This window comes from Nostoc sp. CENA543 (assembly GCF_002896875.1).
Lineage (GTDB): Bacteria > Cyanobacteriota > Cyanobacteriia > Cyanobacteriales > Nostocaceae > Trichormus.
The window spans coordinates 131,446-158,383 of sequence record NZ_CP023278.1 but is presented as its reverse complement, the minus strand read 5'-3'; the positions used below and the strand labels follow the sequence as shown (position 1 = coordinate 158,383).

Sequence of the window (26,938 nt, the reverse complement as noted above, 5' to 3'; positions counted from 1 at the left end):
CATTACTCATTACTCACCACTCACCACTCACCACTCACTCAACAAAATCCATTAATGAATCATGCAACCACCAATTTCTATCGGCACTGTTCTGCAAAACCGTTATCGCATTGTTCAAATTCTCGGACAAGGGGGATTTGGTAGAACTTATTTGGCGGAGGATCAGCGACGGTTTAATGAATTGTGTGCCATTAAAGAATTGATTCCTTCTGGAGGAGGAACGACGGCTTGGGAAAAGGCTCAAGAACTTTTCCACAGGGAAGCGTCTATTCTCTATCAAATCCAACATCCCCAAATTCCCAAGTTTCGGGAAAGGTTTGAGCAGGATCAACGTTTGTTTTTAGTGGAAGACTACGTTGCAGGTAAAACTTATCGGCAAATTTTAACGGAACGCCAAGCTACTGACCAAAGGTTTACAGAGACGGAAGTATTGTACTTGATGCGCTCTTTATTACCTGTTTTAGAGCATATTCATGCACGGGGAATTATTCATCGTGATATTTCGCCAGACAATATTATTTTGCGAGATGGGGATCAACAGCCAGTTTTGATTGATTTTGGTGTGGTGAAGGAACTGGCAAATCGTCTGCAATCTCCAGATATTAATGTATCTATGACGACTGTGGGTAAATTGGGCTATTCCCCCAGTGAACAGATGCAAACAGGACGCGCCTATCCTAGCAGCGATTTATTTGCTTTGGCGGTGACGGTAATTGTGTTATTGACTGGGAAAGAACCAGCTGCATTATTTAATGACCAGCAAATGACTTGGAATTGGCAAAGTTGGGTGAGCGTCAATCCATTATTTGCCCAAATTATCAATCGGATGTTGCATTATAACCCCGGCGATCGCTATCAGGAAGCGACAGAGGTGATGCAAGCACTACAAATTTTAGATCAATCACGGATGGGTGTTTCTCTGCCGGAAATTTCCCGTGTACAAACCGTTGCGGTGGGTCGTCGTCCTGATGCTGTACCACCACCTACACCCAATAAACCAGACCCTGTAGTTCGTCAGAGTCAAAGTAGTTCAATTTTAGATAATCCCTTGGCATTGGGGGCAATTGGCAGTGCTGTGGTGATTTTAGCGGGTTTCGGTTCTTGGGCGTTAGTAAGTTCGATTCGCTCTCAATCTTCCTCAAAACCAGAAGAAACCCTACCACCCCAAACTTTTCCTTCGCCGGTGGTGACAGAGAATCCTACCCAGACTCCAACGCCCACACCCACATTAGAACCTGTAATTATTAATAAACGCCTCAATTTAGACATTAGCAATACAGCGATCGCCGAAAGCACTATCCGAACTAATCAAATTATTCAATATAGTGTGTTTGGTGAAGCGGGAGATAAGTTAACTGCTGCTATTATCCAAGGTGAAGGGGTTTTCGTAACGGTTTTAGCCCCCAATCAACAGCCAATTGACAATAGCGCGCAGCAAGTTACTAACTATGTAGGCGTGTTACCTAACACTGGTAAATACATTATTCAGTTAACTTTAGACTCTGGGGTCGCATCTAGTGACTATAAATTGAGTGTGTACTTGGAAAAACCCATTCAACCAACACCAACACCAACACCCACACCCACACCTACCCCAACACCCACACCGACATCTACAACTATATTCACACCTGTACCCACACCTGAAGCAACCCCAACTCCTGGCCAGGAACTTGAAACCCCATCAGTAGACAGCACCTCTACACCAATTCCAGAAGCAACAAGCTCACCTTGAATTAATTCAAAATTCAAAATACTCCTTTCCTGCGGAACGCTCCGCGAACAAAGAAGCAAGCTACAAAATTCAAAATTTGAACGCAGTAAGGTTTTCAAGCTTATTCTTTGAATAGATGAACTGTGGTGCCAGGAATAGCAATTACAATGTATTAGAATGTTGATAATTTGTGAGTCAATCGCAAGTTCATTGTTTAATTCACTCAGGTTATCTAAATTTAAACCAGCTTGCTAAAAGAACTACTGATTACCGGCACTGATACCGAAGCAGGTAAAACTGTTTTGACTACCGTTTTGGCAGCCTACTGGCAAAAATATCATCCTCAAAGTCGCTTGGGGATTATGAAACCCATTCAATCAGGAGTAGGCGATCGCGAATGGTATCAAAATAAGTTTAAGTTAGCACACTCACCTGAAGAAATTACTCCGCTATACTTCCAAGCACCTCTAGCACCCCCCATCGCCGCCGCCAAAGAAAATCGTCCCGTAGATTTAGGGATAGTGTGGCAAGCTTTAACTAAATTGCGATCGCAGTGTGATTTACTGCTGATAGAATCTTTAGGGGGTTTAGGTTCACCAGTCACCGACGAGTTAACCGTAGCTGATTTAGCCGGAGAATGGCGTTTACCCACAGTCTTAGTCGCACCAGTTAAGTTAGGCGCGATTGGTCATACAGTTGCGAATGTCGCCTTAGCCAGACAAACTAAAATCAACCTCAAAGGAATTGTCTTTAACTGCACACAACCCCATGCTGAGGCAGAAATTGCTGATTTAACCCCGAAAGACTTAATTCAGTCCCTCACCAATCTGCCAGTTTTTGGTTATCTTCCTTATGTAGATAACTTCACCGACTACGATAAACTAGCTCAAATTGCCTCGAATCTAGATTTAGAACAACTAGGTTTGTCATGAAAATTCCCCTTGGTGTGCCGTGAGATCCGAAAAAAATCATCTCGCTACTAGTGAAACACTAGACTTCTTGCATCAATACTTTGGTGTTGCTAACAATACTATTTAAAGGCTCACGCATTCGACGAAGTCGTTCTCGTTCGCGCTAGCGTCTCCGAAGGAGAAGAGTAGGCGCAAAGTCGCAAAGAAGAACGCAGAAAGATAACTCTTGAATTTATGTATTCGGAGTATTCAATTATTCGTGCAAGAGGTCTACTTAAAGAAAGCGCACCACCTAATCCCTAGCCCTCATGATATACCCTACAGAAAAAATTTTGAATTTTGAATTTTGAATTGATTAAATCATGGTTTCTAGCTTCCCCAACCCCACCTCAGTTGATTTATCTCGTGTGCGTTTAGCCATTCGCTCACTACAACCACAATTGGTAGAATGGCGGCGGCGGCTGCATCAAAAACCAGAGTTAGCCTTTCAAGAAAAGCTCACAGCCGAATTTATCTCTAGTAAACTGCAAGCATGGGGAATTGACCATCAAACGGGTATTGCTCAAACTGGTATAGTAGCAACCATCAAGGGTACAAAATCACATAGTTCACAATCTCCAGTTCTGGCAATTCGCGCAGATATGGACGCTTTGCCAATACAGGAAATCAACGAAGTACCCTATTGTTCACAACATGATGGTGTGATGCACGCCTGCGGACATGACGGACATACAGCGATCGCTCTCGGTACAGCTTATTATTTACAACAGCATCGCCAGGATTTTGCCGGGAATGTGAAAATTATCTTCCAGCCAGCCGAAGAAAGTCCAGGGGGAGCAAAGCCGATGATTGAGGCGGGAGTCTTGAAAAACCCCGATGTTGACGCGATTATCGGTTTACACCTGTGGAATAATCTGCCTTTAGGGACTGTGGGAGTTCGCAGTGGCGCGCTGATGGCGGCTGTAGAATTATTTGACTGCAAAATTTTAGGTAAAGGTGGACACGGAGCCATACCCCAGCAAACAGTTGATTCTGTGGTAGTCGCTGCCCAAATTGTCAACGCCTTACAAAGTATTGTAGCCCGGAATGTCAACCCTATTGATGCGGCTGTAGTAACTGTTGGCGCACTCCATGCAGGGACAACCCATAACGTCATCGCCGACACAGCCACCATGAAGGGAACTGTCAGGTATTTTAACCCTGCCTTACAAGGCTTTTTCCATCAACGCATCGAGCAAATCGTTGCAGGTACTTGCCAAAGTTACGGCGCAAAGTATGAGTTAGAGTATTGTTCACTGTATCCCCCTGTAATTAATGATGGGAAGATAGCAGAATTAGTGCGATCGGTAGCCGAGGAAATTATCGAAACGCCTGTGGGTATTGTCCCAGAATGTCAAACGATGGGCGGTGAAGATATGTCATTTTTCCTGCAAGAAGTCCCTGGTTGTTATTTCTTCTTAGGTTCTGCTAACCCAGAAAAGAATTTAGCCTATCCCCATCATCACCCCCGCTTTGATTTCGATGAAACAGCCTTGGGAATGGGTGTAGAGATATTTGTGCGCTGCGTCGAAAAGTTTTTTAGTGTTAACAGGGACTAGGGACTGGGGATTAGGGACTGGGGATTGGGGACTAGGGATTGGGGACTGGGGACTAAGGAGACAAGGGAGACAAGGGAAGAAAGACTAATGACTAATGACTAATGACTAATGACTATTGACTAATGACTATTGACTAATGACTATTGACTATTGACTAAGGGGGTGATAACCCCTAAAGCATTTATGGGTAAAAAGGTTACGATTTGATAACAAAGCTACCCTGCTTTTAAGCTGGATAATTTCACTGATAGCAAAAATCTCTAAATTAAACAAAACTTTATATTTGTTTGATTGTGTACTTACGTAAATTCATGTCATGCAACCATGACCGGAGTAAAAATTGTGACATTTGGGGTTGGTTAGCTACATCTCAAGTTAGATATGACTTTCATTCGTTACTGCTACCTTAGTAGAGTCTCTTTTCACCCTATGACAGATGTTTATCTCCGCCGACTGGTTGGGAAATAATACGGATCTTTATCAAAAAAATACAATTTGCTTTAAGAAATCCTTAACTTATGGCTAATTCCCAACTTTCCTAGTGTAGGGTAGCCCTTAGCTTAATAGCATTAGCAACAGTTTATACATTTACTGTGCTATCGTATTTTGGTTTTGGAGTTACTGAGCAATACTGCATTCATTAACATAGGTCTAATATTCCTATCAAATGTGCAACTTTTTTACTGTTCACCCTGAAACTCTCGACCAGTTACAATTACAGTGCTAGTTTGTTATGTCAGGAAAATTTGACATTCTTAATATTTATTTACATAATTTGGAGGTGTCTAGCGTCAAAATGGAATCAGTTCCGTATAGCAAACTACAAAATCCTTAGTGCAAGTCTAAATACTTGTCATGTTTGTTCCCCGTAACTAGTGGGAACACTATTTACGTGTAAATTTGTGAGTAAAAACCATGAGTGTGAATACGGTGTCCTCTATAAATTACTATTCTCTAGATGTAATTCAGGACGAAGCACGGCGACTGGTAGAAAAAGGAATGGTTAGCAGACAGCAGCCAATATATACACTTTGCCAATACATTCCCGCTAGAGAATGGGTTTGTGTAGAGTGTGAGTTAGAGAAGTGTGATTTCTTGTTACGCGATCGCATTGGCGACCTCATTGGTCGTGAACAATGGGATAATGACTAATCTGGGATTGTTCAATATATGATTTCAGATTTTGGGTTGGGATATGACTGGATTTGACTACACACGACTTTTGCCCACACCAAGGGATAATCTCTAGTTTTGATAAATCTTTCCCTATCCATAATCTGAAAATTCACACTATGCCTAAATTTTTTTGAGTTGGAAGTGGGTAATCCTCCTATTCACCCATTCATAAGAAATAGTTTTTGTGTAGATCCTGTTTGATAAATAGATAATTTGTATATAAAAATACCGGAGTAAATGAAAATACATAATACTCCGGTAATTTTTTTTAGGTATATCGAGTGTAATTAACATCAATAAGCGATCGCCTGATGCTTGTGGGGGTTTTAGGTGCTTCAACTAAAAGTTAAACCACCCAGCTACTGTTTTCAGTTAGGCTGGGTGGTCACTATCATGAATTATTAACGGAGAGAGAGGGATTCGAACCCTCGTTGAAGTTGCCCCCAAACAGCATTTCCAGTGCTGCGCCTTCAACCACTCGGCCATCTCTCCAGGCGTGTCACGATTTACCATCGTAATATAAAATTCTAAAAAATGCAAAGATAAAGAGAGAAATTTTTTTAGCCTGATTCTGAAAGTTCCACAACCAAATTCAAAGATGCCCGACACATACACAATTAAAGTACGCGATCGCGCCACTGGCCAAGAACACATCTTACAAGTCCCCGATGACCGCTACATTCTCCACACCGCCGAACATCAAGGGGTAGAGTTACCATTTTCCTGTCGTAATGGAGCTTGTACCACTTGTGCAGTCAGAGTAGTATCAGGAGAAATTTATCAGCCAGAGGCAGTAGGATTATCCCTAGAATTGCGGCGGCAAGGCTATGCTTTGTTGTGCGTGAGTTATGCTCGTTCTGACTTAGAAGTAGAAACCCAAGACGAAGATGAAGTTTATGAACTCCAATTTGGTCGCTACTTCGCCAAAGGCAGAGTTAAAGCTGGTTTACCTTTAGATGAAGACTAGTAGAGAGAGACCGAAGAAAGCAGGGGTGCAGGGGTGCAGGGGTGCAGGGGGAAAAAATTTCTATGCCCCATGCCCTATTTCCTATGCCCAGTTCCTCAGCCACTTGTGGCGAAAAATCGCCATTCTCGCTTGTGTATTACTCTTAGTTGGTTGTCAAGCCAAAAATCAGACTGTGAATAATCAAACACAGGTGAGAGTGGCGCGGGTGGTGAGTGGACAAACCTTAGAAGTTGTGGGGATAGCTGAACAACCAACTTTAATTTCTCAAGTGCGGTTAATTGGTGTAGATGCGCCAGACTTGCGCCAGTATCCCTGGGGAGAAGATTCTAAGGAACTGTTAGAGAAAATGCTTGGTAACTTAGAAAAACCCGTAATGTTAGAGTTCGATGTCGAAGCCAAAGACAAAATTGGGCGCAACTTAGCATACGTTTGGAAAGATAACCAATTGTTAAACGAACAAGTAATCAAACAAGGGTATGCTTTGTTTGTAGAGCGATCGCCCAATTTCAAATATAATCAACGCCTAGACCGCGCACAACAATGGGCAAGAATCATGGGTAAAGGAATTTGGAATCCAGAACAACCCATGCGTCAGACTCCGGCTGAGTTCCGCCGTCTCAATCGTTAGGAGTGCTGTTAGCGGTAGCGCGGCGTTTAGCCGGTGCTGTTAGCGGAAGCGGGGCGTTGAGCAGCGTGCTGAGTGTTGATACCAATTCCTGACTAATGACTAATGACTAATGACTAATGACTATTGACTATTGACTAATGACTAACCTACAAATTTTTCTTGATATTGCTACAGAAGCGGCTTTAGCTGCGGGTGCGGTTTTACAAGGGTACTTGGGTAAATTAGAAGATGCTATTACGGAAAAGGGTCGTCCTGGGGATTTAGTAACCGCCGCCGATAAAGCCTCTGAAGCGGTAATTTTAGAAATTTTACGCCGCCATTTTCCTCAACATTCCATTTTGGCTGAGGAATCGGGCAAGATTGGTAATCAAGATAATCAATATCTTTGGGCAATAGATCCTCTAGATGGCACAACTAACTACGCTCACCAATATCCGGCGTTTTGTGTTTCCATTGGGTTGTTAATCAATGGCAAACCCCAGGTGGGGGTAATTTATGATCCTGCTCATAATGAACTTTTCCGTGCGGCTACTGGTTTGGGTGCCACGCGTAACCGTCGGGCTATCAGTGTTTCTGAGACATCTGAACTGAGTAAAAGCTTGTTGGTAACTGGTTTTGCTTATGACCGCCGTGAAACCTCAGATAATAACTATGCTGAATTTTGTCACCTTACTCATCTCACCCAAGGGGTGCGGCGTAGTGGTTCAGCCGCTTTGGATTTAGCTGCTGTCGCCTGTGGCCGTGTAGATGGTTATTGGGAACGGGGCATATCACCTTGGGATGTTGTAGCGGGAATCGTTTTATTACAGGAAGCGGGCGGTAAAGTCACTGCTTACGATGGTACACCGTTCAATATTGCCTCTGGGCGAATTCTCGCAACTAACAGTTATCTTCATCACAATCTCAGTCAGGCGTTAATGCAGGTTCCCCCCCTATCAGCTTGGCAATAAACATTGTCTGATAGATAAATGCTATTCACCAAAGGGAATAATAATCACAGTAGATTACTGACGTTTACCTGGGTAAGCTAAGTAGACTAGAAACAATGTCACTGCTCCTTTGGTGCTACCTGCTATATGTCTTTAAGAATAGATCGTGGATTATTTAAATTTGATTTCATAGATAATCACGCCATCTTGTGTGTTCCAGTTGACGCTGATGTCAAAGAAATCCGCAAGCGATATCTCAAAATTGCTCGCCACCTCCATCCTGATAGTGGCGCAATTCATACTGAGAAAGAAAAGAAGCTGGCTAATGAATTATTATCTAAATTAGTTAACCCCGCCTATGAAACTCTATCAGTAGACCGCACCCGTTCGGAATACATCATAGTTCTTTCTCAAATGGGTAAGCATATAGTGCAGGAGTCAGCTTCTGTAGAACTACATAGCGATTTAGCCAAGCAATTAGCAGCTGCCCCCAATATCGATCATGCTTATAAAAGTGCGATCGCTAAAATTGCGGAAACTCAATATGAATCTTTGCAGCAAGTAATTCCAATTATTGCCCAAATTAGTGAATTAAATTTAGTTTACTTAATGCGGAGTGCTGGCAAAGCCTTGTCTACACCCCCGCCCGCAGCTCAACCTGTACAAACCACAACACCACAACCCGAACCTGTCGAGACACCCGCACCACCACCCACACCCAAAGAAGATCCCGCCATCGAACAATATCTTCGTCGCGCTCAAACTTTGATTGATAAAAATCAATTTGCTCCCGCCAAGATAGAATTACAGGACGCACTGAAGATAGCACCAAAAAGTAGTCGTTGTCACAGCATGATGGGGTTTGTCTATTTAAAGCAAAATCAGCTAAAAATGGCGAAAATCCATCTAGATAACGCCTTAAAATTAGACCCCAACGATGAAACAGCACTAGCATGGAAACCAAAAATAGATAAAGCCCTGGGACAGCAATCTAGTAGTGCTAATACTAATGGAAACGCCAATGCTGCCCAAAAACAGCCAGATAAATCAAACGGTGGTTTATTTGGTGGCTTATTTGGAGGTAAGAAAAAATAATCCCAAGTCTATCTAAATATAAAATTCCCAACCCCACCGATTTATCCGTGGGGTTATTTATTAGTCAATAGTCAATAGTCATTAGTCATTAGTCATTAGTCATTAGTCATTACTCAGCACCGGCTAAACGCCGCGCTACCGCTAACAGCACTCAGCACTCATTACTCAATACTCAATACTCATTACTCATTACTCATTACTCATTACTCAGCACTCATTACTCACCCCTCACCCCCCTTCAGCTTGATGACCCTTTTCCCATATACTTGGCTGCATAGGCGGGAAAATGTGCAGTCTGCCTGTTTGCAGAAACATGGGGCTAAGATAACGGAGGACTAATGGTGTATCAACCAGCCACAGGAGCGAGGGATTTATTACCTCTGGATGTGGCTCAAAAACGCTGGATTGAAGATAGATTACAGCAGGTGTTTCACCGTTGGGGATATCACCGAATTATTACCTCAACGTTGGAACGGATGGATACTCTGATGGCTGGGGAAGCTATTCAGCGTCAGATGGTGATTCAACTGCAAAATGCTGAGGATGAAGAGTTAGGATTGCGTCCAGAGTTGACGGCTTCTATTGCTCGTGCTGTGGCAACGCGGATGGCAGGTACTACTTACCCACAACGACTGTATTACAATGCTAATGTCTTCCGCCGCATCTGGGAAAACAGACATAACCGTCAGCAGGAGTTTTATCAAGCTGGGGTGGAATTATTAGGTGTTGGTGGTTTGCTTGCCAATACGGAAGTATTGTTGCTAGTCCGCAATTGCTTGCAGGCGTTGGATTTGCAGGATTGGCATTTAATTTTAGGCGAAGCGGGAATCACCAGATCGCTACTAAATGCTTTTCCAGAAAATATTCGGGGAAAAGTTCGCACTGCGATCGCTCACCTAGATCGCATTACGATAGATACTCTACCCTTAACAGAAGAACTCCGCGATCGCGCCAGAATTATGCTCGATTTACGGGGCAATAGTGCAGATGTGCTGCAAAAAGTCAGCAGTTTGGGTTTGGATGCCGACCAACAAGAGGCAGTGAATAATCTTAAATCCCTGGTAGAATTATTAGAATCAGAAGGGGAATTCCCGATTATTCTCGACCTCAGCTTAATTCAGACCATAGACTATTACACCGGCATTGTCTTTGAGATTGTCAGCAGTAGCGAATCACAAGCGCGAGTTTTAGGTAGGGGTGGTAGGTACGACAAACTTTTAGGACTATATCATCCCCAAGGGGAAGACATTCCAGGTATCGGTTTTGTCCTCAACATCGAAGATTTATATCAGGTATTATTGTCTACTCAACAATTACCACAGTCAACTCCGGCTAGTAACTGGCTAGTAGTTCCTGCAAGCCCGACTGCCCATGCTGCGGCCTTTGCCTACGCGCAAAAACTACGTGATTCTACACATTTAGTGAGAGTAGAAATAGACTTGGGTGGAAAAGATACAGAGGAGATCAGACAATACGCACGCGATCGCAGCATAGCCCAAATTGCTTGGGTTAAAACCGACGGCACACCAACAATTGAAAGTGTAGGAGCATAAAAAGGAAAAAGTAAAAAGTAAAAAGGCAAAAGGGGTTTACAAAACTCTCTGCTGAGTGCCGAAGTTGAGTATGTTTGATCGCTCAATCACCATCTTTTACCTTTTGCCTTTTGCCTTTTGCCTTTATCATTGCCCTGCTAGGCTAGAAAGGGCTGATTTAAAAGAGAGGGAATCTATCAAATGCCACATACTATTGTTACTGATGTCTGTGAAGGTGTCGCTGACTGCGTAGGTGCTTGTCCAGTTGCTTGTATTCATGAAGGCCCTGGTAAAAATATCAAGGGAACTGATTGGTACTGGATTGATTTTTCCACCTGTATTGATTGTGGCATCTGCGTTCAAGTATGCCCTGTAGCTGAGGCGATTATCTCAGAAGAAAGACCTGATTTACAAAAAACTCCTTAATTTGTGATGGCTAGCTAATTTCAATTGCTAGCTATGGATTCATAGTTGGTAAGCGGTGAGAAAAATGTTAATTTCTTAGCTCTTACCAACTATGCTTGTTTTGACGATTTATCGCGAATTTGGTAGTCATAATCTTTTAAAAATGCAGATATTTTAAATGTTAAATTAAGCAAATAGATTTGGGAACGAACGGCTATCATATCTAATTTTTAAACTTTCTTATAGAGAAAAAGCCAAAGCAGGTTATTTGATATATCCTTGGAATGATTGATTTTTTAGCTGTATTACCTTATACTTAAGTGCTAGTTTATATTAATATGGCTCAGATAAGGTTTTGCTTGTTTGCTGTTCCCGATTTTGCTTCACCTTCCCTTCATATAGAAACTTGCTTAACTGAACTGTATTACTGCATATAAACTAGTCAACGATATAAAATTTTACATCCGCTAAGAATTGTGTAGTTATGAACCCACCTGAAGAATATATCAATAACAGTTCCACAGAGCCGGGGCAAGGGGGTTTAACTCAAGACATGAATAAACTGCAATTACGCAGTTCCGGTCTTGCTGAAGGGAACAATCTGGAAAAAGTTAGAGAAATTTTGTTTGGAAGTCAAATTAGAGACGTTGACAAAAGATTTACACGTCTAGAAGAACGTTTAATTACGGAAATAAATAACTTTAGAGATGAAGCTAAAAAGCGTTTAGACGCACTAGAAACATACATCAAAAAAGAAGTAGATGCTTTAACAGAAAGAGTCAAAAAAGAGCAAGCAGAACGTGAAAGCGCATTACAAGCAATGGCTGAAGAACAAAAGAGCATCAACCAATCTTTAGAGCGAAAATTCTCCCAATTTGACGAACAAGCTAATAATAGTCAAAGAGAAGTGCGTGAACAAATCCTCAATCAATCGAAAGACCTGCAAAATGATATCCAGAAAAAATATGAAGAAATCCTAGTGTTGTTGAAACGGGAAATGCAAGCTTTAGATAGAGATAAGACAGACCGCACTAAGCTAGCTACTTTATTTACAGAGTTAGCAGTGAGGTTGAATGCAGACTATAAGTCTTGAGTTTTTAGCTAATCACTTAATCAAGTTATCTCAAAGCATAAAACCTAGTTGGCACAATTAAGGGGAAAATTAAGGGTATGAATGACTATTCCCCGAAACCAAGACAGAAAGCTAAGGCTGACAGCATCAGCAACGGCCAAATTTCTCGTACAAATTCCTTAAATCAGGAATCAAAATCTAGCGATGAATTGACTACTCTTCGTAGTTTACTGCTTGGTCTAGAACCACATCAACTTACAAAACTCTACGAGCGATTAGACAACCCGCAAGTTTTACCAGAAGATATCAGTCGGTTACTTCCCGAAGCTGTGGTCTTGCGTTCCAAGCAAGATCAACAGCTAGCAGAATCAATGGTGACGACCGTTGAGACTGCTATTCAAACTTCTATTAAACAAGACGAAAATGTACTTTCGGAAGCATTTTTCCCGATTATAGGTAAAGCCACACGCAAAGCTGTGGCATCATTTATCGACCAAATGATGCAATCACTTAATCAAGCTCTAGAATACAGTTTATCTCTAGAAAGTTTTCAATGGAGGTTAGAAGCAAAACGCACTGGTAAATCATTTGCAGAAATTGTGTTGCTACGTACCTTAGTGTACAGGGTCGAGCAAATATTTCTCATTCATAAACAAACTGGGTTATTGCTACAACATTTAGTCGCCAAGCAAGTTCCCATTCAAGACCCAGATTTAGTGGCAGCGATGCTGACTGCAATTCGAGATTTTGTCCAAGATTCTTTTAGTGTCAAGCAGCAAGACGGACTTCAAAGTTTGCAGTTCGGAGACTTGACAATCTGGATAGAAGAGGGTGGACAAGCCGTATTAGCTGGAATCATTCGGGGAAATCCTCCCCAACAATTAAGGCTAGTTTTTCAAGCTGCTATTGAAAAAATTCATCTGAAACTAGGCCAAGAAATGCACGAATTTGCTGGAGAAATAGAAGCATTTCAAGCCAGCCAAACCTATTTAGAAGAATGTTTAACCGTCCAGAGTAAATCTGCACCGTCAAAAAATTACAAATATGCCTGGACGTTTTTAAGTATAGTGGCGATCGCTAGCAGTATTTGGGGATTTTTTGCCCTTAGAGAACATCTACGATGGCAAAATTATCTTCAAAAACTTAGTTCCCAGCCAGGCATCATCATTATTAACACTAAAAACCACAACGGTAAGCATTTCATCTTAGGAATGCGTGACCCGTTAGCAATAGATCCCAATACCCTCATCCCCAACACAAACCTCAAGCCTCAAACAGTCATTAGCCATTGGCAATCTTACTTATCTTTAGACCCACAAATATTAACCAAAAGAGCCGAAAAACTTCTCCAACCTCCCAAAACTGTCTCGCTCAAAGTTGATAGTAATGGAGTTCTTCAAGCCAGTGGTTATGCACCACATCAATGGATTACAGAAAAGAAACAAGCCTGGCGTTACATACCAGGAATTACCCAATTTCAAGATCAAAATTTGCTGGCTAGTGAACTTAAAGAAATAGCTTTATATCAACAGCAAATCGAAGAAACTTCTTTACTATTTTTTGAAGATACAACTAACCTGACAGCAGGCGAAGTAGATAAACTCAAAGATTTAATTTCAGCCATAGAAAAGCTGAACAAGGCGGCTCAAAGTTTAAATAAAAATATTCAGATTCAAATTCGTGGGCATACTGACACTAGCGGCTCAGAGCAATATAACATATCACTTAGTCAATCCCGCGCTCAAAAGATATTAAATTATCTTCAACAACAGGGAATTAGCCAGAGTAAACTGCAAATTGTTGCTGTTGGTGCCAGTATTCCTCTTCAACCAGAAGTCAACACAGAAGCCAAAAAACTCAACCGTCGTGTATCTTTTAAAATATCGATCAATAATGGCAAAAACTGATTTTTTCACTTATGATGCAAAAAAAAATTTGTCTTGTAGGAGCATTTGCTACAGGTAAAACTAGTTTAGTGACACGATTTGTTCATAGTATTTTTTCTGAGAAATACTATACTACAGTTGGTGTTAAAATCGAGAAAAAAAGTATAAGTATTCATAACAATACGCTAAACTTTATTATTTGGGATCTTTATGGTGAAGATGAATTTCAAAAAGTCAGAATGTCCTATCTTAGAGGTTCATCAGGGTATGTATTAGTAGTAGATGGAACACGTAAAAATACTTTGGAAAAAGCCTTGGAATTGCAAAAAAAAGTAGAAGAAACCCTGGGTAAACTACCCTTTATTTTAGTTCTGAATAAATGGGATATGAGCAATGAATGGGAAATAGAAGATACAGAGATAGAAGCAGTTATCCAAAAAGGTTGGACTGCAATTAAAACTAGTGCTAAAAGTGGACAAGGTGTAGAAGAAATATTTCAAAATCTTGCTAATAAAATCATCACAAATAGATGCTAGATATCCCTGATGCAGTGCTTACGTATATTTTGCATTTTATTATTAAAGGGCGTTCTCTTGCTTATTTATTAGTGAGAAAAGATGGATGTTTAATAGCTTGGGGCGGTCAGTTAAATGAATATGGTATTACTAACCTTTGTCAAGGTGAACAAATAGGACAACAAGTATTTTTTTTGGAAGGGTTATTACCAATAGATGATTCTTCTTTATTTCTCCCCTTTATTCAGACAGCTACTAACATATGTGCAGACATTCACATTTTTCCTTCAGTAGAAGGAGATTGGGTGTTGCTATTAAACAGTATTGTAGATGAAAACTATTTTTCATCCATACAACAAGAAGTTAATAACTATAGCCTATTACAAGAAAAGATATCTAGACTAGAGTCTCAGTAAACTAGATAATTGAATCAAGTGCATTTGGCGCAATATCGTTTATGAATAGCTTGATACTAGCTGACTTATTTGCAAATTTAAACATTTTAGTTTTAGAAAGAGTTGATACTAGCTCGTTCAAGATTATTAGCAGTATACCTAGTTGGTTTAGAAGATTTTGCACCCGTAACTTTACGTATGGTATGAATATTTCAATTCCCCAAGAAGTGTTTTCTTTTCTAGAAAATTTTTTAATTGATGCAGAAGAGTTTTGGCAGAATCAAAGTGATGGTAAATTATCTTCTGGACTATGGAGTCAAAGAAATTTAATAGGTGAAGAAGAAGAACTAGAAGCCCATAGTCTTTGTATGGATCACCAAAAAATATTATTAATTGAATTAGCTAAAGATAAATTCCAAGATAAGCATCATTTCCTGCAAATTGCTAGAGAAAATCACTTAAGTTATCAACAACTAATTAAGGAAAATCAAAAAAAAGAAGTATTAGTACATTGTATAATTCATGATATAGCCGGGCAACTAAATGCAATTAATTGCTGTTTAGCCCTACTAGAATTAGAAAATTTAACATCGAAAGGTAAAGTATATTTAGATGTAGCGACTAAGCAATCTATTAAGCAAGAAATGTTGATCCGAGATATTTTAGACGCTTTTTCTGCTGATATTAATTCTTTAGATAATTTTATAACTGATGATTTAGAAATAGCACCGGACATTTTATTATCGGTGCAAGAGACAATAGAACTTTTTGCTTCTACATTTACATTGAATAATAAACTACTAAAGCTGGATGAAAATATCGACATCACAGAAAATTGGCAAGTAGTAGGTGAACAGTCACGCTTAGATAGAATAATTGCGAATTTTATAGAAAATGCCTACCGTCACAGTCCACCAGCATCTACGGTAACAATTGGCTTACAAGCAGAGCAAGAGACTATTCTCCTCACCGTAGATGATGAGGGTGATGGTGTTCCAGCTATGATGGTAGGGAAGTTATTTCAAAAGTTTTCTCAAGGACAATATAAATCGGGTAGAGCAGGAATTGGTCTATATTTTTGCCGTATCACTATTGAGCGTTGGGGTGGCAGTATTGGTTATTTACCTCGTCCCGAAGGAGGTTCTAGGTTTTGGTTCAGGTTGCCAAAACCAAAGAGAAGATAGAGATTAAAAAAGTGTTCTCTCAAGAAAAATAGGTATATAAAATTATTATTAGTTGTAATTACATTTGCCTGTAAATATGTGGTGGCTGTTCTTCACTCGCAAATTATTTGTTGCGGGTGAATTTAGTTCTACGCAAGCTAGCTCAGCATATTTATCAGTATTTCTTTAGTTCTGGAGTTTAGACTAAGCAGCAAAAAATGACCCAGGAAGGCTGAGTTGAAAATAAATAGGCATTAGACATAAAAATCGACAATCTTAAGCAGATTCTGATTGTTGCTTACGTGGCTTAGTTGTAGTTTTTCTAACAACAGGATAGCGAATTCTACGTTGTCGGGGTTGTCCAGTCTTCCAGCCAGGGGACTTTCCGCGAGGTTTGGGCGGACGGGCAGGAGTACCAATCGTCGCTAAAATACTTCCCATCGCCTGAGCAACCCTACCTGGAGTCAAACTAACTAATAACTTTTGCCAAGGTAAAGGGTTGTCTGCAACGATATCACGGGCTAACCACAATTCCCAAGTCATGATGGGCATTAAGTCACTCCAACGCTCACATTGCTTAGGGGTACGTAGCTTGGGAAGAGTCCAGTGTAAGCGTTGCTTCAAAAAGCGATACCAGTGGTCAACAGTAAAACGCCGCAAGTAGAGTTGCCAAACTTCTTCTAAAGGCGGCATTTGTTCTCCCAGCCAAGCCAACCACAAAGGTTTTGACACCCGCAAGTTGCCAAGCTCATCAAGACGCTCAACCCGAATCAAGGACATCGGACGTGTAGCGGCTTTCCGAAAATGAAAATTTGACCACAAGCTCACCTTGATACGTCCTAGTTTTGGATGATTTACTTCTATAGTTTGAATGGCTTGAGTCCATGTCGAAGCATCATTCAACTTAAATTTATCACCATGTTTTCTCGGTCGTCCCTTGCCAGAATATGGTGGTGGTGCGCCCCATAAACAAAGATTTGAACGCAAACGTACCAAAATGTCTGCTTTAATATTACTCGTCTTCAAAACGAAAGGAGCGCACCCGTACTCACTATCCCAAACCGAAATTGGTCTGGTAGGTAAATTTTCACAAACTTGTTGTAATTGCCATGCTGCTTTCTGGATTGGGCTTTCCCAACTGGTAATTCGCTCGTGTCTCAATGGTAATGCCCAACTGCCCGAACTCTCCGGTATCCAAGCAATGGTGCTATAGCCCCTGACCAATGGTGATTGGTTTGTCACCTCCCATTGAGACACTGCTGTGTTCAATTGTCCTTTCCTGTAGCGTTACCGCATCTGGCCTTGGCCAAGCTGTATGGTCGCCAGCCAACAACGGACGACCCTGGTGTGGCATCTGTTTGATGTATAACTGCATCAATTTTTGTCGCTGTGGCCTGCTATCTTGTAACGCTTCATAAATACTTGACCACTTGCGTCTAAATGCTGGTGATAGTGATAAATCTGCCAAACTGTAAGCGTTCCGAGTTAGCAATATTGCATCCATCAGTTCAAATGTTGCATCATGCGCTCTACCTAGATAGTTATACGCTGCTTGACGAAATTCCTCTAATTTGGCACGGTTCATATTGGCAGATGAGAGTTGGTGGTTCTTCTCTCAGCTTCTGCTAATAGGGGACTGTGTTCAAGCACACCCCTTATTTTTCGTTGTCGCACCGGGAACTAGTCTAAACTCCAGTTTAGTTCAAAGCAGGACTTATCGCCATTTCTTTATGTACTACAACAGTGGCATCTCACATTTTGATGCCAGTTTTATGAGAAGGTTCTCACGCTTCCTTAATTATATTCTCATAAAGCTTTGATTAAACTAAGTTTCAGCGAAAAATAATTAATAATCCGTAACAACCACATCGTGATTTAGGAGCAGAGTAAATCTACTAAGATTAGTAAAATTAAATAGAGCAAAATGCAAATAAACCAATATCAGAAGTGTTGAATGTTAAGAAATCCGTGATAAAAATAGCCCAAAATTATGTTAAATTTTGGGCTAATGATTAAAACAAATCGATTGATAATGATTATAAATTCATTCCCCAAGATTGTTAAAGACATTCTCAAACTGTTGCCAACAAATGATTATCCAGTTTTGAACAGCCGTCTTTATGTTTAGTGTTGGTTGGCTTATCCCTTGGATAATAGCGTAACAAGTATGCGGGACTTATTTAAAAGATTAAACAATACGGTAATTGACGTAAGGATTTCAACATTTCTGTTTGTTGGCTAATTGTCAAAATTTAAAATTTTCTCAACTCCCTCAATTTGGTGTGTTCTTATGAACAACTTTTTACCCCAATCTGGAGAAACAACCAGAACATCGGCTAGTGTCGTGTTTGCACAGAATAATAATTTATCTATTCATACACGTAAGTGGCGCATTGCTTTATATTCCCACGACACAATGGGGTTAGGACACAAACGTCGTAATTTATTGATTGCTCAAACTTTAGGAGCTTCACCCCTGCAAACAGATATCTTAATGATTAGTGGTATTCAAGATGCGAGTAATGTACCCAAGCCTCCAGGGGTAGATTATTTGACTCTTCCGGCTTTGCATAAAAATGTTGAAGGGCAATATCAGGCCAGAAGATTAGATTTATCATTGCAGGAAATTATTACCCTACGATCGCAAGTCATCCTGACTACTATCAAAACCTTTAAACCTGATATTTTGATTGTAGATAATGTGCCACGTGGCGCAGTCAGAGAATTAGACCCCACCTTAGAATATTTACGTAATCAAGGCAAGACCCATAGTATTCTAGGTTTACGGGATATTTTAGATGAACCTGCGGCTGTGCGTCGAGATTGGAAGCGGGCAGGTAATGAAGACGCAATTCAAAACTATTATGATCAGGTTTGGGTGTATGGCGATCGCAATATTTATGATTTAACCAAAGAATATCGCTTCCAACCCAAAACTATCGCCAAGTTCCGCTACATTGGCTATCTAGACCAACGCCACCGCCTGAAACATCTCGATTTAGACAGTGTACAAGCATTTAAATCACTCAATTTGCCTTCTGAAAGATTGGTATTATGCTTAGTCGGTGGTGGACAAGACGGCGCAAAGTTAGCAGAAACCTTTGCTCATGCTGAATTACCACCAGGGATGAACGGTATGATCTTAACAGGGCCGTTTATGCCGCGAGCAATACGGCAAAAGCTGCAAAATTACGCAGCAGAGCGTCAAAACTTACGCATATTGGAATATTTAGTAGAACCAACATTATTAATCAATCAAGCCGAACGCGTGATTGCAATGGGTGGTTACAATACGACTTGTGAATTGTTGTCATTTGGTAAGCGATCGCTTATTCTACCCCGCGTTAAACCCCGCAAAGAACAATTAATTCGGGCGGAAAAATTAAACTCACTAGGCTTAATTGATTTCCTACACCCCGATAATTTAACACCGGCTGCATTAACCAACTGGTTACAGCTTGACATTGAACCACCACCAGTCCGTAAATTCGTTGATCTCAAAGGACTAACTCGTATTCCTCAATTGATCAATGAAATTCTCATATCTTCTCATCAAGAACCGCCACAAGCAAAAGCTTCTTGAATAGTTATTAGACTTGTTGCATAAATATTTTTTTGTTTCGCGCATTCGCCGCCAGGCGTTCTCGCAGAGTAGGCGCAAAGACGCAAAGAAGAACGCAAATAAGTAACTTTGCTATACCCCTATACCCTTCTGACAAGAATAATGTCCATGTCTGTCGCTTATGTTCTTAAACGTTATCCTCGTTATTCTGAAACTTTTGTTGTCAATGAAATTTTGGCTCATGAAGCGGCTGGGTTAGATATCAAAATTTTCGCCTTGAGGCCGCCTGCTGATACGCATTTTCAAAATATTATTTCTCAAGTGCGTGCGCCTGTTACTTACATTCGTAAGCCAATTCAAGGTAGAGTTAGTAAATCCCTTAATAGTCTTGCACCTACAGCCGCTAGTTATTTTTGGGCGGAATTACAGGAAGCTAGTCAAGTTATACCTGATTTTTGGTCAAAATTGGCATTTGCTCAAGGGGAAAAAGCTAGCACTGTTTACCAAGCTGCTTGGTTAGCACGAGAAGTCAAGCTTAAAGATATCACCCATTTACACGCTCATTTCGGCACTGTCGCCACTAGTGTAGCTCGTCTAGCATCTCACTTTGCAGGTGTTCCCTATACTTTCACGGCTCATGCTAAAGATATCTTTCATGAAAGTGTGGAATTTGAGGATATGCAGCGTAAGCTCAAGGATGCGTCTAGGGTGGTGACTGTCAGTGACTATAATCTCAAATATCTGCAAAAGGCGTATAGTTTGCCTGCAAATCAAGTTCAACGTATATATAATGGTTTAGACTTGCGACAGTTACAATATTCTTCTCCAGCTGAACGTCCACCGTTAATTCTCTCTGTTAGTCGGTTAATTGAGAAGAAAGGTTTATCTGTTTTAATTGATGCTTGTGCAGTTCTTCAACAGAGAAATTATCAGTTTCAGTGTCAAATTGTTGGTACTGGGGGTTTAGAATCAACTCTGCATCAGCAAATTCAAGATTTAGGATTGCAATCTTGTGTGCAAATTGTCGGTGCGCGTCCGCAAAATGAGGTGTTTCAATTAATACGGGAAGCTGCTGTGTTTGCTGCTCCTTATGTGATTGGTAAAGATGGTAATCGGGATGGTTTACCTACGGTTTTACTGGAGGCGATGGCTTTGGGGACTCCCTGTGTAAGTACGGTGGTGACGGGTATCCCTGAAGTAGTGCGGGATGGGGAGACTGGTTTGATTGTAGGGCAATATGATGCGGAGGAGTTGGCTAATGCTCTTGGGCAACTTCTTAAGGATGCGGCTTTGCGGGTGAGGTTGTCTACTCAGGCTCGGAGGTTGATTGAGTCGGAGTTTGATATTTGTCGTAATACGGAAGTTTTGAGGGAGTTATTTCTCACGCAGAGGCGCAAAGGCGCAAAGGAGGAGTAAGGGTGAGAGTTGCTTATGTTTGTGCTGATGCGGGGATTCCTGTTTTTGGGCAGAAGGGTTGTTCTATTCATGTGCAGGAGGTGATGCGGGGTTTAAAGGGGCAAGGTGTACGGGTGGATTTGTTTGCTACTCGGTTGGGGGGAAAGTTACCGACGGATTTGAGTGATGTGGTGGTGCATCAACTTCCACCTGTTCCTAAGTTGGAACGGGGGATGCGTGAGCAGGTGGCTTTGGGGATGAATCCTGATTTACGTTTAAGTTTGGAGAAGTCTGCACCTTTTGATTTGGTTTATGAGCGTTATTCTCTCTGGAGTTATGGGGCGATGGAATTGGCTCAGGATATGGGTGTTCCTGGGTTGTTGGAGGTAAATTCACCTTTAATTTTAGAACAGGCACAGCATCGGGGTTTGATTGATCGAGATGGGGCGGAAGCGGTGGCGCGTCGGGTGTTTTCTGCTGCTACCGCTTTGATTGCGGTTTCTGAGGCGGTGAAAAGTTACTTGATGAATTATGTGGATGAGAGCAAAATTTATGTCATCCCTAATGGTGTCAATCCTCGTCGGTTTTCTAGTCTGGCTGCGGTAAGTCAATCAGATGATTTTACGGTGGGATTTGTCGGGAGTTTAAAGCCTTGGCATGGATTGCCCATTCTGACGGAGGCTTTTAGTTTACTACATCAACGTGTTCCCCAGGCTAAGTTGTTAATTGTGGGTGATGGCCCGGAACGGGAAAATCTAGAGGCGGAATTAGCTGCACGGGGATTAGATACTCACACTCAATTCACAGGTGCGGTAAATCCTGAAGCAGTACCGCAATTATTAGCCGCAATGACTGTGGCTGTCGCACCCTACGCCGCCCAATCAGATTTTTATTTCTCGCCGTTGAAGGTGTATGAATATATGGCGGCTGGTTTACCTGTGGTTGTTAGTCAGATTGGACAATTAACTGATTTAATTGAGCATGGGGTGAATGGTATGCTCTGCCCTCCTGGTGATGCGATCGCTGTAGCTGAGACATTAGAAATATTATGGCGATCGCCTCATCTCCGGCATAATTTAGGAAAAGCTGCACGAAACACGGTCATTACTCATCATACTTGGGATGCGATCGCTCACCAAATTATCGAAATAGCTGGTTTAGATTCTCCATTACTCATGGAGGTGAAACCCTAAATGCCAAAAGCAAGTTTGTGGGGAGTGTTGGTTTATTTCTGGCGTGATATTCGTCCCCATTATGGACTACTTTTGCTTTCTGCGATCGCTTTAGTTGCGGATGTGGGCTTGCGGGTGTTAGAACCTTGGCCTTTAAAGTTTGTCTTTGATTATGTTCTCCTGCGCGGTGATAAGTTAAATACTCTACCTGTAATTGCGCGTCTCGAACCTATCACATTACTGACATTCTCCGCCGTTGCTGTCTTAATAATTACGGGCTTACGCGCCTTTGCCGCCTATGGTAGTACCGTGGGACTCGCTACAGTCAGTAGCCGAGTCATGGCAAAAGTTCGTAATCGTTTATACTGTCACCTCCAAGATTTATCTTTGGCTTACCACACCAAAGCCCGTAGCGGTGATTTAATTATCCGTGTTAGTAGTGATGCTAGCCGTCTCCAAGAAATTATGATTACGGCAGCATTACCCCTATTAGTCAGCATTCTTTCTCTTGTGGGGATGATTGGGGTAATGTTTTGGATGAATCTTAGCCTAACTTTCCTGTCATTGATCACACTCCCGTTATTTTGGCTCGTAACAAACCGACTCAGCCGACGCATTAAAGACTCCTCACTCAAGCAACGTCAACAGGAAGGGGCTGTGGCGGCGACGGCTGCGGAATCAATTGCAGCCATTAAGTTAGTCAAAGCTTTGTCTCTACAGGATGCTTTTGCACAGGTGTTTGCTCAATTAAATCACCGCAGTCTTCAAGAAAGTGTCAAAACTCAACGCCTAGCGGCTCACTTGGAACGTACTGTAGACGGGGTAATTGCCTTGGGAACTGCGATCGTTTTATGGTACGGCTCTTGGCTGGCTCTAAGAGATGCCTTAACCCCTGGGGATGTACTCATATTCCTTACCTACCTGAAGAACGCCTTTAAGCCGGTGCAGAACTTCGCTAAGTACACCGGAAGGCTTGCTAAAGCTGCGGCTTCTAGCGAACGTATTTTAGATGTATTAAATCAACAACCAGAGATACGGGATTTACCAAATGCTATCCCTGCGCCGATTTTCCGAGGAGCAATCCGTTTTGATCATGTCCACTTTGGTTATGAATCAGGACAAGGGATACTGCAAGATATTAATTTAGATATTGCACCAGGACAAAAAGTCGCAATTGTCGGGACTTCTGGCGGTGGAAAATCTACGTTAGTCAGTCTTTTATTACGGCTGTATGAGCCTACCTCTGGGCGCATCATGATTGATGGGTGGGATATTCGAGAATATACATTGGCTTCATTACGTCCCCAAATTAGTGTAGTTTTGCAAGATAGTCTGTTATTTGCTGCCAGTATCCGCGAAAACATTGCTTACGGGGTGGCTGGGGTGTCTGATGCGGAAATCGAAGCGGCGGCGCGTTTGGCTCATGCTCATGATTTTATCCAAGCTTTACCCCAAGGATACGATACCCTGGTGGGGGAAAGAGGGGCGACGCTTTCGGGGGGACAACGACAACGAATTGCGATCGCTCGTGCTGCTATTCGTCAAGCTCCTATTCTGATTTTAGATGAGCCGACTACGGGGCTAGATAAGGTAAATGAGAAGGCTGTGATTGATGCGCTACAACGTTTGTCACGGAATAAGACAACTTTTGTGATTACTCATGATCTGGATTTTGCTACTCGTGCAGATGTGATTGTCTATCTGGAACATGGGCGGGTTGTTGAACAGGGTTCTCATCGGGAGTTGATGCACAAAAATGGGCGGTATGCGGCTTTGTATGAGGTGCAGGCTTCTTTGAGGGTTTAGGTTAGGGACTTCCAATTAAAAAAATATACTATCACTTTGATGGCAAGGGGGCAGGGGGCAAGACAGTTGTTTTGAAGAATATAAATTTGGATAGTTTATTTTCTGGAAGTCCCTTAGAGAGATAAGAATTTTTTAACGCAAAGGGGCGCAAAGGTACGCGGAGTATGGGTTTTTGTGATGAGAAGATGGGTTTTTTGGGGGATGCGCTGGATCGGGTGCGGGTGGAGGAGTGTTTTAGAGAGTGTTTGGCGATCGCTAAAAATTGTCGTGTGCAGAATGTGCGGGTGATTCGTCATAAGTTGGGGCGGCGTTGTTTGATTGAGTATGTGTTGATTAATGATGTTGGGGAAGTGATTAGATTAATTGGGAAGGTGCGAGCTAAGGGGACGGATTTTTATAGTTATGAGTTGCAGAAGTCTCTGTGGGAATCGGGATTTGGTGATGATAGTTCTGATGGAATTTCTGTACCTGAACCTGTGGGGATAATTCCTGAATGGCAAATGTGGTTACAGCGTCAGGTTGAGGGGGAAATTTCTACTCAATTCCTCTCAAGAAATAACGGTATTTTTCCGGCTCAACTTATTGCTGAAGCTGCTCATAAGTTGCACCAAGCTAATATTCCTCCCCGTCGTTCTCATACTATGTCTGATGAACTGCGAATTTTGCATGAGCGTATTCCATTGGTCATGCAACAATATCCACAATGGCAAACTCGTTTAGAACGGATATTAGCGGCTAGCGATAATTTAGGGGCAAACACACCAGAGGCAAAACGTTGTGGTATTCATCGTGATTTTTATCCTGATCAAGTGATTGTTAATAATTCTCGTTTATATCTCCTTGACTTGGATTTATATTGTGCAGGTAATCCAGCACTTGATATTGGTAATTTCATCGCTCATATTCAAGAATATAGTCTGCGTACCTTTGGTAACTTCCAAGTGTTGCAAAATTATGAAAATGCTCTCATTACAAGATTTTTACAACTAGCAGGCAAGGAATTTTTACCCGCAATTCAAGACTACATCACTCTCACTTTAGTCAGACATATTTATATCAGTAGCCAATTCCCAGAACGTCTTCCTTTTACTGAAGTATTATTAAATTTATGCGAACAACGCCTCAAGATAATTAGTGATTTATAGTTCGCATTTGTAATTATAGATTTTGATATTCTAGTTGATTGTTTTCAGGGAATAGTGTTGATAGGTTCAATTATCGTGCGAAAAATTCACTTGATTGTTTGGATGGTTTTACTCACTTTGAGCGCGACTAAAGCAAGTGCAAAAACTATCCCATCTGTAAGCAATAATAATCCATTAAACAACATCACAGCAGTTGATCAATTGTCTGATGTGAATGCAAAAAGTTGGAAATTGCAAACACTGCAATCATTAATTGAACAATATAATTGTGCTAGTCATGATATCGATACAAACAATCAAACGCTGACTAGATATGAATTTGCTGCCAAACTCAATGCTTGCATCATGCAAATAAATGAGCTAATCAATCAGGAAAAAATCACGACAATTGACAGAGAAACATTAAGTGCAATTCAAACATTAAAATCAGAATTTGCCGCAGAATTGTTAACGTTTAGAAATCGTGTTACTCTCCTAGACAACAAGGTGGCTACTTTACAAGCACAACAATTTTCACCCCAAGTTGAGTTAGAGGGAGAGATTATCTTTGCTGTGACTGGAATTGCTGGTGGAAGGAAAGCCAACAGTAAAACCAAACCAATCAATGAGAATTTAGTATTAAGCGATCGCGTTCGTCTTAGTTTAGAAACTAGTTTTACAGGTAAAGACAAACTACAAATCCGCCTCCAAGGACGCAACACACCAGAATTAGCAGATTTTACCGATACTAAAATGGCTAATTTGGGATTTGATGGTGACGATGATAATGAGTTGGAAATCGATGAGATAGATTATAAATTCACCCTCAGCAAACAAACCCGCCTCACTTTTTACGCACTAGGAGGAGGTTTAGGTGATTTTGTCCCTAGTGTTAACCCTCTATTTAGCGGTAGCGGAGACGGTTCAATTTCTACCTTTGGACGAGAAAATCCGATTCGCCGTCAAGGTGGTGGTGCGGGTGTGGGTATTTCTCATCATTTAAGTGACTCCGTGAATTTATCATTGGGATATGTCACTAATAATGCAGCTAATCCAGAGACGGGAGTTTTTGCTAGTCCTTATGGCGCGATCGCTCAACTCACCCTCGAACCTACCAAAAACACATCACTTAGTCTTACCTACATCCATTCTTACAATAATGTAAAGACTGGAACTGGCAGCGAATTAACTAACAATCCTTTTGATGATCAGGCGGATGCAATTATAGCTCATTCCTTTGGTGCAGAAGCAGCTTGGCAAATTAACCCAACTATCAGTCTCGGTGGGCGAGTTGGTGTGATTAATGCCACAGCTAAAGATTTACCGACAACTCCCAATGCGACTATCTCCACATGGGCGTTACTTCTAACTCTTAGAGATATAGGAAAAGAAGGAAGTTTTGCCGGATTTGTGCTTGGTCAACCGCCGAAAGTAACTCATAATAGTTTCGGTAAAGCCTTTGAAGATAAAGCTACATCTTTACATCTCGAAGGTTTTTATCATTGGCAAATCACAGATAACGTGGCAATCACTCCAGGATTATTTGTTATCACAAATCCAGAACATAATAATAGTAATAACAACATTTACGTTGGCACATTTCGGACAACATTTACCTTCTAAGTTAACACTGAGGTTGTTACAGACTACGCAATATACGCAAACGTGAAGGCGGAAGCTGCTACAGACTACGCGATACACGGAAATGCGAAAGCGGAAGCTGCTACAGGGAAAGCAGATGTTGTTACAGACTACGCGATATACGGAAATGTGAAGGCGGAAGCTGCTACAGACTACGCGATACACGGAAATGCGAAAGCGGAAGCTGCTACAGGGAAGACAGATGTTGCTGCAAAGAAGACAAAACAGAGAAACTTAAGCATTTCTACTTGA

Annotated in this window: 24 protein-coding genes, 1 tRNA gene and 1 pseudogene; 23 read left to right on the top strand and 3 right to left on the bottom strand. The window is 41.4% G+C overall.

Translation table 11 applies throughout. The annotated features are described in order from the left end of the window. Positions 1–61 precede the first annotated feature (61 nt). The 4 genes from CLI64_RS00785 to CLI64_RS00770 all read left to right on the top strand — a co-directional run bounded on the left by CLI64_RS00785 (position 62) and on the right by CLI64_RS00770 (position 5,375). Positions 62–1,735 (top strand): serine/threonine-protein kinase, encoded by a 1,674-nt coding sequence (locus CLI64_RS00785; RefSeq protein ID WP_103135452.1) that lies wholly within the window; start codon positions 62–64, stop codon positions 1,733–1,735. A 227-nt stretch (positions 1,736–1,962) separates the two neighbouring features. Then, complete coding sequence (gene bioD / locus CLI64_RS00780; protein WP_103135451.1) at positions 1,963–2,646, top strand: dethiobiotin synthase; 684 nt, start codon at positions 1,963–1,965, stop codon at positions 2,644–2,646. A gap of 341 nt (positions 2,647–2,987) precedes the next feature. After that, entirely contained in the window at positions 2,988–4,223 is a 1,236-nt protein-coding gene (locus CLI64_RS00775) for a M20 family metallopeptidase (protein WP_103135450.1), read from the top strand. A gap of 915 nt (positions 4,224–5,138) precedes the next feature. Next, positions 5,139–5,375: a DUF4327 family protein gene (locus CLI64_RS00770; protein WP_067771501.1), complete on the top strand. Its 237-nt coding sequence runs from the start codon at positions 5,139–5,141 to the stop codon at positions 5,373–5,375. A 429-nt stretch (positions 5,376–5,804) separates the two neighbouring features. On the opposite strand, the gene CLI64_RS00765 is transcribed toward CLI64_RS00770, so the two are convergent. After that, a tRNA-Ser gene (locus tag CLI64_RS00765) sits at positions 5,805–5,891 on the bottom strand. Between the two features lie 106 nt (positions 5,892–5,997). On the opposite strand from CLI64_RS00765, the gene CLI64_RS00760 reads away from it, so the two are divergent. The 11 genes from CLI64_RS00760 (at position 5,998) to CLI64_RS00710 (ending at position 16,007) form a co-directional block, all read left to right on the top strand. Further along, positions 5,998–6,366, top strand: a complete 369-nt coding sequence (locus CLI64_RS00760) for a 2Fe-2S iron-sulfur cluster-binding protein (protein WP_103135449.1) — start codon at positions 5,998–6,000, stop codon at positions 6,364–6,366. Next, complete coding sequence (locus CLI64_RS00755; RefSeq protein ID WP_103135448.1) at positions 6,356–6,994, top strand: thermonuclease family protein; 639 nt, start codon at positions 6,356–6,358, stop codon at positions 6,992–6,994. The genes CLI64_RS00760 and CLI64_RS00755 overlap by 11 nt, the downstream gene beginning before the upstream one ends. 137 nt (positions 6,995–7,131) lie before the next feature. Continuing rightward, a complete protein-coding gene (locus CLI64_RS00750) occupies positions 7,132–7,944 on the top strand; it encodes an inositol monophosphatase family protein (RefSeq protein WP_103135447.1) in 813 nt (270 codons plus the stop codon). Between the two features lie 126 nt (positions 7,945–8,070). Further along, positions 8,071–9,018 carry a J domain-containing protein gene (locus CLI64_RS00745; protein ID WP_103135446.1) on the top strand — a complete coding sequence of 316 codons (948 nt, stop codon included), beginning with the start codon at positions 8,071–8,073 and terminating at the stop codon, positions 9,016–9,018. Positions 9,019–9,356: 338 nt separating this feature from the next. Further along, entirely contained in the window at positions 9,357–10,571 is a 1,215-nt protein-coding gene (locus CLI64_RS00740; RefSeq protein ID WP_103135445.1) for an ATP phosphoribosyltransferase regulatory subunit, read from the top strand. A gap of 180 nt (positions 10,572–10,751) precedes the next feature. Then, positions 10,752–10,976 carry a ferredoxin family protein gene (locus tag CLI64_RS00735; protein ID WP_103135444.1) on the top strand — a complete coding sequence of 75 codons (225 nt, stop codon included), beginning with the start codon at positions 10,752–10,754 and terminating at the stop codon, positions 10,974–10,976. A 463-nt stretch (positions 10,977–11,439) separates the two neighbouring features. Then, positions 11,440–12,048, top strand: a complete 609-nt coding sequence (locus CLI64_RS00730) for a hypothetical protein (protein WP_103135443.1) — start codon at positions 11,440–11,442, stop codon at positions 12,046–12,048. Between the two features lie 77 nt (positions 12,049–12,125). Beyond that, a complete protein-coding gene (locus CLI64_RS00725) occupies positions 12,126–13,934 on the top strand; it encodes an OmpA family protein (protein WP_103135442.1) in 1,809 nt (602 codons plus the stop codon). Positions 13,935–13,945: 11 nt separating this feature from the next. Continuing rightward, positions 13,946–14,449, top strand: a complete 504-nt coding sequence (locus CLI64_RS00720) for a Rab family GTPase (RefSeq protein ID WP_103135441.1) — start codon at positions 13,946–13,948, stop codon at positions 14,447–14,449. Beyond that, positions 14,443–14,844 (top strand): hypothetical protein, encoded by a 402-nt coding sequence (locus tag CLI64_RS00715; protein WP_103135440.1) that lies wholly within the window; start codon positions 14,443–14,445, stop codon positions 14,842–14,844. Before CLI64_RS00720 ends, CLI64_RS00715 begins: the two co-directional genes overlap by 7 nt. 41 nt (positions 14,845–14,885) lie before the next feature. Beyond that, entirely contained in the window at positions 14,886–16,007 is a 1,122-nt protein-coding gene (locus CLI64_RS00710; RefSeq protein ID WP_103135439.1) for a sensor histidine kinase KdpD, read from the top strand. A 255-nt stretch (positions 16,008–16,262) separates the two neighbouring features. Here the strand turns inward: CLI64_RS00710 and CLI64_RS00705 are convergent, their stop codons facing one another. Together CLI64_RS00705 and CLI64_RS31415 are read right to left on the bottom strand one after the other, a co-directional pair. Further along, entirely contained in the window at positions 16,263–17,255 is a 993-nt protein-coding gene (locus CLI64_RS00705) for a transposase (protein ID WP_225977388.1), read from the bottom strand. Then, positions 17,194–17,571, bottom strand: coding sequence for a transposase (locus CLI64_RS31415; protein ID WP_225977389.1), 378 nt, complete (start codon positions 17,569–17,571; stop codon positions 17,194–17,196). Before CLI64_RS31415 ends, CLI64_RS00705 begins: the two co-directional genes overlap by 62 nt. Positions 17,572–18,018: 447 nt before the next feature. Here CLI64_RS31415 and CLI64_RS00700 point away from each other — a divergent pair. From CLI64_RS00700 to CLI64_RS00665, 8 genes and pseudogenes are all read left to right on the top strand, one after another. Further along, a pseudogene (locus CLI64_RS00700) lies at positions 18,019–18,213 on the top strand (IS4 family transposase); the annotation flags it as partial. Between the two features lie 63 nt (positions 18,214–18,276). Beyond that, the gene (locus tag CLI64_RS00695; RefSeq protein ID WP_103135438.1) at positions 18,277–19,569 is read left to right on the top strand and encodes a glycosyltransferase family protein; all 1,293 of its coding nucleotides are present in this window, start codon (positions 18,277–18,279) and stop codon (positions 19,567–19,569) included. 147 nt (positions 19,570–19,716) lie between these two features. Next, positions 19,717–20,964, top strand: a complete 1,248-nt coding sequence (locus tag CLI64_RS00690) for a glycosyltransferase (RefSeq protein WP_225977465.1) — start codon at positions 19,717–19,719, stop codon at positions 20,962–20,964. A gap of 2 nt (positions 20,965–20,966) precedes the next feature. Next, positions 20,967–22,136 (top strand): glycosyltransferase family 4 protein, encoded by a 1,170-nt coding sequence (locus CLI64_RS00685; RefSeq protein WP_103135436.1) that lies wholly within the window; start codon positions 20,967–20,969, stop codon positions 22,134–22,136. After that, positions 22,137–23,921 carry an ABC transporter ATP-binding protein gene (locus tag CLI64_RS00680; RefSeq protein ID WP_103135435.1) on the top strand — a complete coding sequence of 595 codons (1,785 nt, stop codon included), beginning with the start codon at positions 22,137–22,139 and terminating at the stop codon, positions 23,919–23,921. It begins immediately after the preceding gene. A gap of 164 nt (positions 23,922–24,085) precedes the next feature. After that, the gene (locus CLI64_RS00675; RefSeq protein WP_103135434.1) at positions 24,086–25,066 is read left to right on the top strand and encodes a phosphotransferase; all 981 of its coding nucleotides are present in this window, start codon (positions 24,086–24,088) and stop codon (positions 25,064–25,066) included. A gap of 75 nt (positions 25,067–25,141) precedes the next feature. Beyond that, positions 25,142–26,668 carry an iron uptake porin gene (locus CLI64_RS00670; protein ID WP_225977464.1) on the top strand — a complete coding sequence of 509 codons (1,527 nt, stop codon included), beginning with the start codon at positions 25,142–25,144 and terminating at the stop codon, positions 26,666–26,668. Positions 26,669–26,710: 42 nt separating this feature from the next. After that, positions 26,711–26,938, top strand: a complete 228-nt coding sequence (locus tag CLI64_RS00665; protein WP_225977463.1) for a hypothetical protein — start codon at positions 26,711–26,713, stop codon at positions 26,936–26,938.